This window comes from Phyllobacterium sp. 01N428 (genome assembly GCF_056399405.1).
In genome coordinates, this window is sequence record NZ_JBFTRH010000005.1 from 129,837 (window position 1) to 143,267 (window position 13,431).

A 13,431-nucleotide genomic window follows, 5' to 3' on the forward strand; every position below is an offset into this window, starting at 1 on the left:
ACGTTTCTGGTAGTGCCGGCCCCTCCCCAAGTAGCTTTCGTGCAGGGCCGATGGCGTGAAATTGAAGCATGCTCACTGCGCCAATGTGGCGTCATCGGCCGAAAACTACTGAACTTACCGGCAGTCGGGGAGTAATTTACTGTAGGATACGCTCACACGGAGAATTGGGGATGGAGCGAGGCGCTCGGAGCAACCGACAGGTCGTTGCATTCAGTTTTTTCCGTTTTGTTCTGTCAAACGCGGGCCCGGCACACTATCTTGCACTCGAAACCGCAGCATGAGTTGGAGGCCGGAATGAGCGCCGAGAAACAATTGACTGATCAGGACGCTTTTGAAGTGGCGAATGGAATCGTTGAAACGCAAAAGGCCAAACTTTCCCCGAAATTTGTTGAGCAGATAGGCGATTCCGACTTGCGCGTAGGCGAATCCTGGTTTGCCTGGGGGATCTACGGAGCACTGACGACTGATGCCGAACGGCGCCGCCGGCTTCTGGCGGAGTATTTGAAGCGCAAGGACCAAAGCGAACGCGACCCAAACGAACTTGCGCGCGAAATCGAGGCACTTTCCATTGGCGAAAATCGGCTGTTCCATGCGGTCGCAGGGGCTGGGCGCCAAGCCTACCTGGAAGGCGGCGACGCGCATCTCGACAAGATCGCTTCCATCTTCCTCAATATGATCAGGAATCATTGAACGCAATAGCTTGCTAGTTGTGCTGAAATCGGGACGAGGCAGTATCATTCCTGCGAGGTGTCACTCTTGCATCACTCAGGCTATCGTATGATCGACTTCTGATCGCCACACTGCCCCCAAGAAACCGGCGATCAGCTTTAGGAGGAGCAAGAGACGATAAGGTTCCCCCTTGTAAACGTTTCCCTCCTCCTCTTTTTAGGTGCGTCGTAACGTAAATCGAGGCCGCGCCGGGGGCCGCCGGAATGAAATCCTTGAAATGGCTATCAAGCAGGGCCATTGACAGGCCTGTTGCGGTGCAGCAAGGTTGGTGAGTCGAGAGGCCAACGCTCGATGTGAGGTTCGGTGAGTCACATTGAGCGAAATGCCGGACCTCACCTTTTACATTATCGTGAGTTGACGGGAAGCTGCAGCGGGCGCACGCTTTCGGGGTTGCGCTTCTAGCGATCTGCAACATCGGGGCTCGGGTCGACCCTTCCTTTCTCCTCGAGCCGAGCCTCACCTTACTTGTCCGCGCTTTCTTCTTATTTTCCGGCGCAATCGATCTCGTCGATTGTCGCGCTTAGCGCCGGATGATCTCGTGGAACTCGTCATGCTGGCCGGGAAGGTCCTCGGCGACGACCAGGCCAAGGCCCTCGGCGTCAAAGATGGCAAACCATTCGTCCCATTCAACGAGCCGCGGACGGCCAAAATCCGCTGGACGGTCAGCGCCCTGATCGTCGTCGTCCTCATAGGCGTGCTGGCCAAAGGCAAGCGCGAGGACTGGAACGTCGCTACCGATCAAATCGGCGGAATCGCGGATGGTGGGCACACCGGAACGACCTGCGGCCCAATCCTTTATTTCCTGGTGATCCGTGAGCAATCTGGTTTCGACCATGGGAACTCGTCCTTTCCATTGTGCTTGTGCCGAGGCGTAAGCCCCTGCCCCATTGATGCATGCCTTGGCCGCATGCATCAAGTCCGCAAGGTCAAGCCCGTCTTGCTGCGAACTCTGACAGGATGGTCCGCTGGCCCTTGAGAATTTTCTGCGCGGCCACGGGCAACGGGAACCACCCCGCGCGATCGACCTCGGGAAATGCTTGCATTGAGCCTGATTTAGGCGGCCACTCCATTTCGAACGTATTGCTGACAATGGTTTCGGCATTCACCGCCGCATCGGCTTCGACCGACCAGGCAACTATTATCTTGCCGCTCGGCTGCTTGAATTCGCCGAGCGGCGCGAAGGTGCCGTCTATATCGAAGCCAATCTCTTCCCTGGTCTCGCGTCGCGCCGCATCCAGCTCATCCTCGTTATCGTCGATGAGGCCTTTCGGTATCGACCACGCGCCATCATCCTTGCGAGCCCAGTAGGGGCCGCCGGGATGGACGAGCAGCACTTCGAGAGTTCCGTCGCTGTAGCGATAGATCAGAAGGCCTGCGCTCCGCTGTACCATTCAGGCCGACGCAGCACGGACCGGAAGCTTCCAGCCGGGCCGGATGAAGTGACAGGTATATCCGTTCGGGATGCGCTCGAGATAATCCTGATGCTCGGGCTCGGCTTCCCAGAAATCGCTGGCCGGGGCCACCTCGGTGACAACTTTGCCGGGCCACAGTCCCGAAGCGTCAACGTCCGCTATCGTACCGAGCGCAACGCGCTTCTGCTCCTCGGTGGTATAGAAAATCGCCGAACGATAGCTCATGCCAACATCATTGCCCTGGCGGTTGCGGGTGCTCGGATCGTGAATCTGGAAAAAGAATTCAAGAATCTGCCGATAACTGATGCGGGCCGGATCAAAGACGATTTCGATGGCCTCCGCATGGGTTCCGTGGTTGCGGTAGGTGGCGTTCGGAACGTCGCCGCCGCTATAGCCGACGCGTGTCGAAATCACCCCGTCATAGCGGCGAAACAAATCCTGCATGCCCCAGAAGCATCCGCCAGCGAGAATTGCGCGTTCTTGGCTCATAAATTTACCTCCAGTTTCTTGGGATGGACTGCTGTATCGCTGGTCCACATGCCCTGAATATAGGGATGCGCGTGTCCAGCCGCCAGAAGCGGGCCGCCAAGTGCAATGACACCGGCTGCCGGTGAAGGTTCACGCGAGGTCACATCGTAAATGCAAGGCGAACCTAGCACCCCCGCGACGATCAGGCATTTTATAACGAATTTCATTCCGGCTTTCCTCTCAAAGGTAGAGCGATATCTTACGATCATAGACAAAGATATCGCCCCTCAAGGCGGGGGCGATATCTGTCGGATCGTCAGCCCTCCTGCGGCATCGCCGCAATCTTGACCTCGGGCATGACGGGCTGATTGGCTGCCTGCTCGCCCTTCGCTTCAGCTAGAAGATCCTGAATTACCTTTTCCGACGTGTCGTATTCGCCTTCGCCGAAATGGTGGTAGCGGATCTGCCCCTTGGCATCGATGAAGTAGTGCGCCGGCCAATAGCTGTTCTGGAAAGCCTGCCAGATTTTGTAGTTGTTATCGACGGCAACCGGATATTTGATCCCAAAGTCGGCGATCGCCTTCTTGACGTTGTCGATCTTCTTTTCAAAGGCATATTCCGGGGCGTGCACGCCAATGACGACGAGACCCTGATCCTTATACTTCTCGGACCATTCCACGACATAGGGCACCGTATGAATGCAGTTTATACATGAATAGGTCCAGAAATCGACCAGCACGACCTTGCCGCGCAATTGCTCCGGGGTCAGCGGCGCTGAATTCAGCCATTCGACAGCGCCACCCAGTGAGGGAAACTTGCCTTCGACCGGCAAATCACTGTGAAAGCCCGGTTGGGTGTTGGCGGCCAGCATAACGCCACGGTCTGCCGCTGATTGCGGTGAAGTACGCGGCTTGAGCGCATCGAGAAGCGCCTGCTCGGCCTTGCCCGTGGCCGGCCCCGAGAGCCGAGCCAGATAGCCCGTATCTGTGCCGAGCGCGATGGCGGCGACGCCGGCAAGAACGGCGATGCCGAGGCCACGACGCAGCCATTCGCCGGCGCCTATCGAGCGCTTCATCACAGCGAAGACCTGACCGCCAACGAGCACTGCCAGTGCAAGCGATGTCGCTGCGCCTGCCGCATAGGCGAGAAGAAGCAGCGTCGTTTGAATGCTGGCGCCCTGAAGCGCGGCTCCGGTCAGGACCAGGCCGAGAATCGGTCCGGCACAGGGCGCCCAGAGCAGGCCCGTTGCAACGCCAAGGATGAGCGCTCCTCCGAATGTCGGAACGGACCCGGGGCCGCCGGTTGCGTTCAGCAATTTGTTGGCAAAGGTCACAATGGGAGTGGTGGCGATGGCGGCGAGCCGCGGAGAAACAAGGGTCAGGCCAAACGCGGCCAACAGCACCAGTGCCGCGTAGCGCCCATATTCATTGGCTTGCACGGCCCAACTGCCCCCAAAGGCGGCGAGTGAAGCGACAAGGGCAAACGTGATTGCCATGCCGACCAGCATCGGCAAGGTACTCTTGATGAAGGGTTGCCCCGCGCGCGCGAAGACAAAGGGAAGTACGGGCAGGATGCAGGGGCTGAGGATCGTCAGCGCGCCCGCGAGGTAGGCAACAAACAGAAGCGTCATCATCATCTCCTTCGAAGCGATGTGTGTGCGACGACTGAAGATCAGTCACGGACCGCATAAAGCGGCAGCGACGTATCCTGGATGTGTCCTATAGGGCTCGAATTGTATCGGATTGTACGAATGCGCGGGATATCACGCTTCAGCGAATGGTGACTTCCGCTGAAAGGCCGCCACCGGCACGATTGCGCAATTGCAGCGATGCACCAATGGCAAGCGCAAGTTGGTGGGCGATGGCCAGTCCCAGCCCCGTGCCCCCCGTGCCGCGGTTGCGTGACTGCTCAAGCCGGAAGAACGGCTGCAGCACCGCCTCCAAATGGTCTTCCGGAATGCCGGGGCCACGGTCCATGATCTTGACGGTCACTTTACCGTTCTTGTCACTTTCAAGATATACCTCGGCGCTGCCGCCAAATTTCAGCGCATTGTCGATGAGGTTGGTGAAGATCCGCCGCAATGCATGGGGCCGAGTCTCCACCGGGGCAAGGATTTTTCCTTCAATCGTTACGGCCTTACCTGTGTCCTGGTAGTCGTAGACGAGGCTTTCCATAAATGAGGTAATGTCGATGCGGGAGGACTTCTCCGCATCGCCGTGGGCGCTGCGGGCATAGGCCACGCCTTCATGGACAAGCCGCTCGATCTCGGTCAGATCCTGGATCAGCTTGTCTTTCTCGGCGGAATCCTCACCGAACTCAGCACGAAGCTTCATCCGGGTAATCGGGGTCTGCAGGTCGTGGGAGATCGCAGCTAGGATTTGCACGCGTTCCTCGAGATAGTGCGCGATCCGGTCGCGCATGGCATTGAAGGCAGTTGCGGCATAGGCAACTTCACTCGGACCTGACTCGCTGAGTCTTGGAGCCTTTTTGTTAGGGTCGAGCGTATCGGCTGCATGGGCGAGATCGACAAGTGGGCGGATTGCCTGGCGCACCGCATACCAGGTGCAAAAAACGAGCAGGAGCAGTTGAGCAACGAGCACGTACGGCAACCAATCTGCGAGCGGCATCGCCGCCGGTTGTACATCGATCGTCAATGGCGCGCCGTCGCTCAATGTCAGATGGGCCTGCAGGCGCATCGCATCGCTCGGGATGGATTCTACATGGATGGGAAAGCGCTGACCACCGGCAGCTTCTATCTTTGCCGCGATCTCGGCCCCCCGCTTGCTCATGTCCGGGACGCCGGGCAGGCCGGTTCCGAGTTCGAAGCGATAGGTTCCACGATCAAGGCGGTCGAGCCAGTTCGCGCGCTCATTGGCGGGCAGCCGATCGAGAATGGCAATGGAGGTCGCGACATCGCTTTCGAGCGTGTTCAGCATGACGTTCCGCGTTGCCATATAGCGTTCGAGAAACAAGGCACTGAAGGACAGCGCATGAGCAAGGATCAAGCCCGCGAGAAGGATCAGGAACAGGCGCGCGCCAAGCGTGCGGGGCCATCGCCAAGGATGCGGGCTCCCCGCAATGCTCATTGTCGCAGCTCGGCAATTTCAACTGGCATCGAGAAAACGTAGCCCTCGCTCCGTACGGTCTTGATATAGGCAGGTTCACGCGCATCGTCGCAAAGTCGCTGCCTCAGCCTGCTGACAAGCAGGTCGATCGAACGATCGAATAGCTCCGCATCGCGGCCTTGGGTCAGATTGAGCAGTTGGTCGCGATTAAGCACGCGCTGCGGGTGATCGACAAAAACGCGAAGCAGTCGGTACTCGGCGCCGCTGAGTGTGACCGTGGTTCCGGTCTTGTCAACCAGATACCGGCCTACCGTGTCGAGTTCCCAATCGCCGAACCGCACGCGTTGGCCGGCTTCCGTGATCTGGAGGTTGGGCGGAAGCATACGGGTTCGCCGCAGCACGGCCTTGATCCGTGCCAGCAATTCACGTGCCGCAAATGGCTTCACCAGATAGTCGTCGGCACCCATTTCAAGCCCGATGATGCGATCGGTCTCATCGTTTCGCGCTGTCAGCATGAGGATCGGCGTCGCCTTGTGCTTACCCGCCCGCAACTCGCGGCACAGCACCAGCCCGTCGTCGCCAGGCATCATGATATCGAGAACGATGAGATCGACAGCATTCGTTTCAAGGAAAGCGCGCATGTGCCGGCCGTCTGCCGCGACGCTGACGCGCAAGCCGTTCCTGGTCAGGTAGGCCGCGACCAGTTCGCGGATCTCACGGTCATCATCGACGATCAAGACGTGGTCAATGTGGTCCATCACACCTGCTCGTTTGTGTTGCCCTGCCGGCTTGAGCCTCAGAAGCCATCGACATCGATGACTGCCTGGGCAAAAGCCTGGGGCGCTTCCTGCGGCAGGTTATGGCCTATGCCGCCTGTGATCGTTCGATGCTCGTACTTGCCGGAAAATTTCTGGCGATAGGATGCCGGTTCGGGATGCGGTGCGCCATTCGCGTCTCCTTCCATTGTGATCGTCGGCACGCTGATTGGCGGGCCCGCGGCAAGCTTTTTTTCCAACGCGTCGTACTGCGGTTCGCCCTGCGCAATGCCAAGCCTCCAGCGGTAATTGTGGATAACGATGTCGACATGGTCCGGATTGTTGAACGCTTTGGCGGATCGATCGAAGGTAGCATCGTCAAAGTTCCACTTTGGCGATGCAAGCTGCCAGATGAGCTTTGCGAAGTCATGCCGGTTGCTTTCGTAGCCCTGGCGGCCGCGCTCAGTGGCAAAATAGAACTGGTACCACCAGGCAAGCTCTGCCTTCGGCGGCAAGGGCTTCTTGTTGGTTTCCTGACTGCCGATCAGGTAGCCGCTCACCGAAACCATGGCCCTGCAGCGCTCGGGCCACAGCGCTGCCACTATGTTCGCCGTCCGCGCTCCCCAGTCATAACCTGCGATGATCGCGGTCTGAATTTTCAATGCATCCATCAGCGCGACAATGTCCGTGGCAATGACCGCCTGCTGGCCGTTGCGGATCGTCTCGCTCGCGAGAAACCGGGTCGTGCCGTAACCGCGAAGATAAGGCATGACGACGCGGTAACCTGCTCCGGCAAGAAGTGGCGCGACGTCGACAAAGCTGTAGATATCATACGGCCAGCCGTGCAGCAGTATCACCACCGGGCCATCCGCGGGGCCGGCTTCCGCATAGCCGACGTTGAGCTGACCCGCGTCAACCTGCTTAAGGGGTGCGAAGCTCGTATGCGTCCCCGGCTTGACTGCAGGCGCTACCTTGCCGGCCTGCGCGTTCGCTGCGCCTATCAGTGGAAATTCCACAGCGACTGCCGTCACCGCGGCAATACTGAGGAAATTGCGACGGTTGACCTCTTCCGACATTGTTACTTCTCCGATTGGGTAAATGCGACCACTGCAATGCATGGCGAACGTATACCCCGTGTGTCCGTCAAAGGGCAATTTTCATGCGCGTGTAAGTAGCAGCGTACCGGATACATACTGTTACAATCGGGCTTTGGACAAGCTACTGGATCAGAAGTAATCCGCGCTTCTTGTCGCCATCGAATGTGTCCATTGCCAGGAATAGGCGTTCGCGTTCAACGAGCCACGGCCGGTAGTTTTCGTTCACATCAAGGACGAGGACCATATCGGCCCCCTCGAGATAGCCCCCAATCGGTGAGAAGTGCCCTGCGCCAGCGCCGAAGATTTTCTCTCTGGTAAAGTTGACGATGTAGCGACGGTCCGGATCATTCGAATGTCGCAAGTGCTCGCGGAACTCTTCGCTCGATATGTCGCGAATGACCGTGACTTTCCGATCGGTATGCTGTTTTGCTACACCGGCCAATTCGTCAAGCGTAAGACCCATGATGCACAGGCCGGTCCAACATTTGCCGGTGCCTTCGAGGACGGCCGCCTCGGTGGTCTCGTCCTCCCCGAGGGAGCGAAACACGTTGGCGACACTGGCGGGACCGCATTTTGAGGGGTTGGACTGGTAGCTGACCGTCAATCCAAATGTCCTGGCCGCCGGAAGCTTCCAAGCCTGTGCAAGCATGTCGGGTGACCGGGTGACGGCATTCGCTATGGCGTCGGCGGGAACCTTGGTCTGACCGACAACGACAATGACCGCCCCCAAGCAAAGGGCACTGAAGGCGACCAAGGCTAGAAGAACACGCCTCATGTTTTCCGACCACCGATGATGCCGGCATCCTACATCAACGATTGCACCACTACTACCGACCCGTTGAGCGTCTGTTCTGCTCGATGTCTCCGGCACCGGGCAGACGCGCAACCGAGACAGCGGCGTCGGGCGCGACAGTGACCGTCGCCGTCATGCCGGCCACGAGTTGCGTCTTTTGCGGGATCTGGTCCAACGCAATCCGCACCGGTATGCGCTGCGCCAGCCGCACCCAGCTGAACGTTGGATTGATATTGGCAAGAAGACCCGAACCTGCAGTTCGCTCACGATCCTCAATGCCTGCGGCGATGCTGTCGACGTGGCCGGTAATGGCTTCTGATTGGCCCATCAGCTTGACCTTCACGGAGTCCCCGACACGGATACGGGCCAGCTTGGTTTCTTCGAAATAGCCTTCGACCCGAATTGAATCGGTGTCCACCAGCGCCATCTGGGAACTACCTGTGGTCACATAATTGCCCGGGCGGAGCGACAGGTTGGTGATGGTACCGTTGACCGGCGCCTTTATCTGCGACCGCTCGCGGTTGAGGCGGGCGAGTTCCAGACTGGCGGTAGCTTGCAGATAGCTCGCTTGGGCAGTCGCCTCGGCGGATTGCGCCGCCTCCTTCTGTTGCTCGGAAATGACACCACCTAGTTGTTCGCGGCGCTTGCGGTCGCGGCTTGCCTGTTCGAGCGTTGCCTTCGCGCCTTCGACCGCCGCTTCGGCCTGTGTCACGGCGATTTCAAAGCGCCGCTCATCGACCTTGAACAGTATGTCGCCCTTCCGGACGACATCATTGTCCTTGACGAGAACGTCGCTGACGAGACCGGAGACGTCCGGCGCTACGGCCACGACATCCGCGCGCACCCTCGCGTCGCGAGTCCACGGATCGTTCATGTAGTGGTTCCAGAGTTCGCGACCCACGAACAATGCACACACGACCAATGCCAGGGTGACAACTACCCTGCCAGCTGTTTGAAGATTTTTCATCATGATACTAACCATTGCGTAAGTGAGACTGTCGCGCCGAGAAGCACAACGTAGAGCGCGACGTCGAATAGTCCACGATGCCAGACCCAGGCATAGATGCCGACCCAGGCAAGTGCGCGGCGGACCATCGCCGAGAGGAGAAGCGTCAGAAACATCATGCCGAGGAGCCCGGGCATGTAGACGCCGTAAATATCGAAATCACCAAGCATTGGTTCTACTCCGCAGCCATCAGCATTTGCGGCGATGACTTTTTGACGATGTCGCCGCCCATAGGTTTAGGGGACGGCGCGTAGGGGAAAAGGGCACGGCGCAGGCCGACAAGCGCATCGAGTATGCTGCGGCCCTGCATTGTCTGCTGCAGACGTGGCAGACTTAGCGCCTGATCGATGCGCTCCTGCAGGCGAGCATCGGGCGCGACCGCTTCGCGGCGTACGACACGCTGGCGAAACAGGTCGGCAATTCCGGAAAGGACTGCATTCACGCTCGACTGGCCCTCGCCATCGAGATGCCGGCGCGCACGTTGTATGGCGACGATGTTGAAACCGAGACGTACTTCGGCAAAGCCATCGATCTCGGAGAGATACCGATCCTCCAGCGCAGCCAGCCGGGGAACAAGCTGGCCCATGCGATCGAGCATTCTTCCGGCAAGTTTTTCATGATCGCTTCGCCGCAAACCAGCCGCGGTTTCGGCGAGATCCGACCAGCCGGCCCGCACCAAGCGGCGCGCAGCTATCTCGGCGCCAAATGGCCTTGCGACCTGCGTCCAGACCAGCGCGAAGGCGATACCCGCCATGGCCGCGATCGCCTCGTTGGCGAACGAGGCGAAGTCGACAGTCAAACGATTCTGCATGGCAACGAACGAGGCGGTGTTTACCGTGAGCAGCATGGCAAGCATGTTGAATTGCGGACGTGGAATAAGAAGTCCAATGAGAAGGAACGACGGCGCGAAGACGAGGACGAGCATTTCGTAGCCACTGATCGCCGGCAGGATCGCAAACTGGTAGACGAATGCTGCGATGAGGCTGACGCCGCACCACAGGAACATCTTGAAAATGAATGGTGCAGGTTGATCCATTGCCGCAAAGAACGAGCAGGCTACGGCGGTCATCATGACGAAGCCTGCGCCGCTCTGCCATCCCGTTTCAATCCATATTAAGCTTGCAACGAGCGTAGCGACGACGACCGATCCGGATGAAAACAGCATCATGGCATAATCGTAATAGCGGGTGCGGCCGACGACTTGCCGATGCCGAAATGTTGGTCGCCACCGGCCCGAATACTGCCCGCGGGCGATCTGTTCGCGCAACGCAAGGCAATCGTGCCAGAGGTTGATAATTTCCAAAAGCCGCGCGAGCGCGCTCGACAGGATCAGGTGGTCCCAATTCTCTGATCGATCAGCCGATTTAAGCTCCTCGATCGTCCTGGCAAATCGTTGCGGAGCGTCCGCGGACGCTGCATCGGGTGATTGCAGCCAATCGGCCACTTCATGGAGCAACGAACCGAGCTTGGGCGGCAAGGGCCGGTCGCCCGACTTCAGGGCATGAAGCCTGTCCGCCAGCGACGAGAACAGCGGCAACAGCATCATGAGCCTACCGCGCAATTCTCTCGCATGGCGGGCGACGTCGCGGGTACCAGCGTCAAAGGACAATTGACTGATGATGAGATCGAGGCCGGCAATATCTGCAGCGAGCTTCTGGCGCCTTGCCGGCGTTGCCGGTATTGCCCCCTCGCCGCGCAGAATTTCGTCGGCCCAGTCGGCTGCATCATCCAGCCAATCAGTGATGCGGCCACCGAGAACGGTCCCGACGCTGCTTGGAAAGATCAGGAGGCCAACGAGAGTGGCGCAGGTAATGCCGATGATGATTTCTTCCGTGCGTGCGACCGCCGTATCGAAAATCAGTTCGGGCGTTCCAACGGTTGGCAGGGCGATCAAAGGAAGCGAATAGCCTGCAAGCATGAAGACGTAACTGCGCGGCGTGCGGTCGAGCATGGATATATAGAGGAGGCAGCCGGTCCATAATGCGACGACGAGGGCGAGAAGCTCGGGCGCGTTTACAAAGAGCGGCACGAAAAACACGGCGGCGCTGGCGCCGATGATTGTACCGAGCGCGCGATAGAGACCCTTTGAGCTTGTTGCCCCGGCCAATGGATTTGCAACCACATAGACAGCCGCCATCGCCCAGTACGGACGCGGCAGGTCGAACCACAGGGCGATATAGAGCGCCATCATCGATGCGAGAAAGGCCTTGGCTGAAAATACCCAATCCCGCCAGGACGGAAAAATCACGGCGTCAACTCGACCTCGCGCCTCGAAGTTTCGGCGGCAGGAGAGTTGCTTGCAGCATCGAATGCCGCCAGAACCCGCAGTGCCGCATTGAGATCTTCCTTGCTCACGTCGGCAAGTATCTGGGCGCGCAAGCCGACGAGGATATCCTCGAGCCTGGAGGCGTATTGCTTGCCCTTGCGCGTCAGCCACAGGGTCTTCGCGCGCCGGTCGCTCTTGTCTTCCTTGCGGATGACGAGGTCGGCCGCTTCCAGCTGGTCAATCAACCGGACCAGCGAGGGGCCCTCGATCCCGATATAGGATGCAAGAGTGATCTGGCGCACACCTCCGCCAAGCCGTCCGATCCACAATAGCGGTGCAGCACAGGCTTCGGAGATATTCGACGACATCAACGCTTGATCGGTAATGCGCCGCCACTGCCGTCCCGTTTGGAGAAGACTCGTGGTAAAGGCGCGGCGGAGCTGATCTATTTCTTGCATAGGAAATTAATAGCATCCTAATCATTTTCTTGCAATCGATTTTTTTCGCGGCTCGGCCGGTTGTGAACGCCTTCTTGGGCAATCAAGCCTGACGCATGCGGGGGACTATGGGAGAAATGTCATCATCAAGGGCGCGGTCTTCCCCAAGCTTGCCGGCCGACCGCAAGCACAAAGCATCAGTGGCAGCGTCGGCTTCAACAGCGGTGACTGGGCTTGAGGTCAACTGCCTGGGGCTATGGCGAGCAGTTCGCACGCCGAAAGGTCGCGTCATTATTTGAGTGACTCGGTGCATTTTTGGCTGACTCGCGTTTTGTCAGCGTGGCCTTCTGGAACGAAGTCGAGGATCACCGGATTAGCCTTGCGGCGATCAGTGCCGAGCACCGGCGTCACATTCCAGCGGGTCGCAGATTAATTGCCACGGCAAGCTATCCGCCTCGCGAACCGACGCGAATTCGAATTGCGGCCGCGGCCAGGTTCATCACCCGCCGCGGCGCGGACTTGCAGGTGTTTAAAGCGGTGTGACGTCGAAACCGAACCACTTCTGCGATAGCGACTTTATTGTGCCATCGGCCTTGGCGGCGTCGATTGCTTCGTTGAACATTGCCTTCAGTTCGGGTTCGTTCTTGCGCAGGCCGACGGAGCTTCCCTTACCGAGGAAGCCGCCCTGGAAGCGGGGACCGGCAACGGTCATTTCCTCGTTGCCGGGTTTGGCGGAAGCGGTGGTCAGATACGCCATCGATGCCATCACCAGATCGACGCGGCCGGCGGCAAGGTCAAGGTCATGCTGTTCGGTGGTCTTGTATTCGCGCACCTCGACGACGCCCTTGAGATATTTGTCAACGAAGGTAGCGCCTGTCGATGCGGTCTGGACACCGATGATCTTGCCCTGCAAAAGCGGCTTCAGTTTTTCGAGCGCTTCAACCGCGCCTGCCTCGTTGGAAGCCAGCGAGAATACCTTGCCCTTGAGATCCATTCCGGCCAGCGGACTTGACTTCAACGTCGCAAATGCCTGCCCGGTCGAGCCGTACGACTGGCTGAAATCGATGACTTCCTCGCGCTTTGCCGTTGCCGACATGCCGGAGATGATCGCGTCGAACTTGCCGGCATTGAGAGCCGGGATCATGCCGTCGAAATCCTGAACGACGATCTTGCACTCAACCTTCATGTGGTCGCAAAGATACTTCGAGAGTTCAATCTCGTAGCCATCGAGCGTGCCATCGGGATTGGTGAAATTGTACGGCTTGAACGCGCCTTCGGTCGCGATCGTAACGTGCGTCCATTTCTTTTCTTCGGCGTGGGCGCCGGAGGCAAGGACGAGAGCTGAAAGCGTCAGTGCCTTCAGAAAGAGGGTCAGTTTTTTCATTCGAGGTATTCCCCTTGGT

General features: G+C 58.7%; 14 protein-coding genes and 1 pseudogene. 1 reads left to right on the top strand and 14 read right to left on the bottom strand.

All coding sequences use genetic code 11. The annotated features are described in order from the left end of the window. Positions 1 to 204 precede the first annotated feature (204 nt). Positions 205 to 690, top strand: a complete 486-nt coding sequence (locus AC1DNI_RS14160) for a hypothetical protein (protein ID WP_153669760.1) — start codon at positions 205 to 207, stop codon at positions 688 to 690. Positions 691 to 1,249: 559 nt separating this feature from the next. Here the strand turns inward: AC1DNI_RS14160 and AC1DNI_RS14165 are convergent. The 14 genes and pseudogenes from AC1DNI_RS14165 to AC1DNI_RS14230 form a co-directional block, all read right to left on the bottom strand. After that, positions 1,250 to 1,564, bottom strand: a complete 315-nt coding sequence (locus tag AC1DNI_RS14165; protein WP_091923220.1) for a hypothetical protein — start codon at positions 1,562 to 1,564, stop codon at positions 1,250 to 1,252. Positions 1,565 to 1,655: 91 nt separating this feature from the next. Beyond that, entirely contained in the window at positions 1,656 to 2,120 is a 465-nt protein-coding gene (locus AC1DNI_RS14170; RefSeq protein WP_477692294.1) for an NUDIX hydrolase, read from the bottom strand. Further along, positions 2,121 to 2,630, bottom strand: coding sequence for a peptide-methionine (S)-S-oxide reductase MsrA (gene msrA / locus AC1DNI_RS14175; protein ID WP_477692295.1), 510 nt, complete (start codon positions 2,628 to 2,630; stop codon positions 2,121 to 2,123). Then, positions 2,627 to 2,836 (bottom strand): hypothetical protein, encoded by a 210-nt coding sequence (locus AC1DNI_RS14180; RefSeq protein WP_477692296.1) that lies wholly within the window; start codon positions 2,834 to 2,836, stop codon positions 2,627 to 2,629. Before AC1DNI_RS14180 ends, msrA begins: the two co-directional genes overlap by 4 nt. A gap of 92 nt (positions 2,837 to 2,928) precedes the next feature. Next, positions 2,929 to 4,239: pseudogene (locus AC1DNI_RS14185) on the bottom strand (cytochrome c biogenesis protein DipZ); the annotation flags it as partial. A 139-nt stretch (positions 4,240 to 4,378) separates the two neighbouring features. Then, positions 4,379 to 5,695 (bottom strand): ATP-binding protein, encoded by a 1,317-nt coding sequence (locus tag AC1DNI_RS14190; RefSeq protein WP_477692297.1) that lies wholly within the window; start codon positions 5,693 to 5,695, stop codon positions 4,379 to 4,381. Further along, positions 5,692 to 6,432, bottom strand: a complete 741-nt coding sequence (locus AC1DNI_RS14195) for a response regulator (protein WP_477692298.1) — start codon at positions 6,430 to 6,432, stop codon at positions 5,692 to 5,694. The genes AC1DNI_RS14190 and AC1DNI_RS14195 overlap by 4 nt, the downstream gene beginning before the upstream one ends. A gap of 38 nt (positions 6,433 to 6,470) precedes the next feature. Further along, positions 6,471 to 7,505, bottom strand: a complete 1,035-nt coding sequence (locus AC1DNI_RS14200) for an alpha/beta fold hydrolase (RefSeq protein ID WP_477692299.1) — start codon at positions 7,503 to 7,505, stop codon at positions 6,471 to 6,473. A gap of 142 nt (positions 7,506 to 7,647) precedes the next feature. Further along, on the bottom strand, positions 7,648 to 8,301 hold the full coding sequence (locus tag AC1DNI_RS14205) for a phytochelatin synthase family protein (RefSeq protein ID WP_477692300.1): 654 nt from the start codon (positions 8,299 to 8,301) through the stop codon (positions 7,648 to 7,650). Between the two features lie 52 nt (positions 8,302 to 8,353). Next, complete coding sequence (locus tag AC1DNI_RS14210; RefSeq protein ID WP_477692435.1) at positions 8,354 to 9,286, bottom strand: efflux RND transporter periplasmic adaptor subunit; 933 nt, start codon at positions 9,284 to 9,286, stop codon at positions 8,354 to 8,356. After that, positions 9,286 to 9,495: a DUF1656 domain-containing protein gene (locus tag AC1DNI_RS14215; RefSeq protein ID WP_027232118.1), complete on the bottom strand. Its 210-nt coding sequence runs from the start codon at positions 9,493 to 9,495 to the stop codon at positions 9,286 to 9,288. Before AC1DNI_RS14215 ends, AC1DNI_RS14210 begins: the two co-directional genes overlap by 1 nt. Before the next feature lie 5 nt (positions 9,496 to 9,500). Then, the gene (locus AC1DNI_RS14220; RefSeq protein WP_477692301.1) at positions 9,501 to 11,573 is read right to left on the bottom strand and encodes an FUSC family protein; all 2,073 of its coding nucleotides are present in this window, start codon (positions 11,571 to 11,573) and stop codon (positions 9,501 to 9,503) included. Then, complete coding sequence (locus tag AC1DNI_RS14225) at positions 11,570 to 12,049, bottom strand: MarR family winged helix-turn-helix transcriptional regulator (RefSeq protein ID WP_477692302.1); 480 nt, start codon at positions 12,047 to 12,049, stop codon at positions 11,570 to 11,572. Before AC1DNI_RS14225 ends, AC1DNI_RS14220 begins: the two co-directional genes overlap by 4 nt. 508 nt (positions 12,050 to 12,557) lie before the next feature. Continuing rightward, a complete protein-coding gene (locus tag AC1DNI_RS14230) occupies positions 12,558 to 13,412 on the bottom strand; it encodes a transporter substrate-binding domain-containing protein (protein WP_477692303.1) in 855 nt (284 codons plus the stop codon). Positions 13,413 to 13,431: the final 19 nt, after the last annotated feature.

Bases quoted from the DNA above. Each gene is read 5' to 3' on its own strand.
- AC1DNI_RS14180 (WP_477692296.1), bottom strand. From the start codon at position 2,836: ATGAAATTCGTTATAAAATGCCTGATCGTCGCGGGGGTGCTAGGTTCG.
- msrA (WP_477692295.1), bottom strand. From the start codon at position 2,630: ATGAGCCAAGAACGCGCAATTCTCGCTGGCGGATGCTTCTGGGGCATG.
- AC1DNI_RS14195 (WP_477692298.1), bottom strand. From the start codon at position 6,432: ATGGACCACATTGACCACGTCTTGATCGTCGATGATGACCGTGAGATC.
- AC1DNI_RS14190 (WP_477692297.1), bottom strand. From the start codon at position 5,695: ATGAGCATTGCGGGGAGCCCGCATCCTTGGCGATGGCCCCGCACGCTT.
- AC1DNI_RS14215 (WP_027232118.1), bottom strand. From the start codon at position 9,495: ATGCTTGGTGATTTCGATATTTACGGCGTCTACATGCCCGGGCTCCTC.
- AC1DNI_RS14165 (WP_091923220.1), bottom strand. From the start codon at position 1,564: ATGGTCGAAACCAGATTGCTCACGGATCACCAGGAAATAAAGGATTGG.
- AC1DNI_RS14230 (WP_477692303.1), bottom strand. From the start codon at position 13,412: ATGAAAAAACTGACCCTCTTTCTGAAGGCACTGACGCTTTCAGCTCTC.
- AC1DNI_RS14205 (WP_477692300.1), bottom strand. From the start codon at position 8,301: ATGAGGCGTGTTCTTCTAGCCTTGGTCGCCTTCAGTGCCCTTTGCTTG.
- AC1DNI_RS14170 (WP_477692294.1), bottom strand. From the start codon at position 2,120: ATGGTACAGCGGAGCGCAGGCCTTCTGATCTATCGCTACAGCGACGGA.
- AC1DNI_RS14200 (WP_477692299.1), bottom strand. From the start codon at position 7,505: ATGTCGGAAGAGGTCAACCGTCGCAATTTCCTCAGTATTGCCGCGGTG.
- AC1DNI_RS14225 (WP_477692302.1), bottom strand. From the start codon at position 12,049: ATGCAAGAAATAGATCAGCTCCGCCGCGCCTTTACCACGAGTCTTCTC.
- AC1DNI_RS14210 (WP_477692435.1), bottom strand. From the start codon at position 9,286: ATGAAAAATCTTCAAACAGCTGGCAGGGTAGTTGTCACCCTGGCATTG.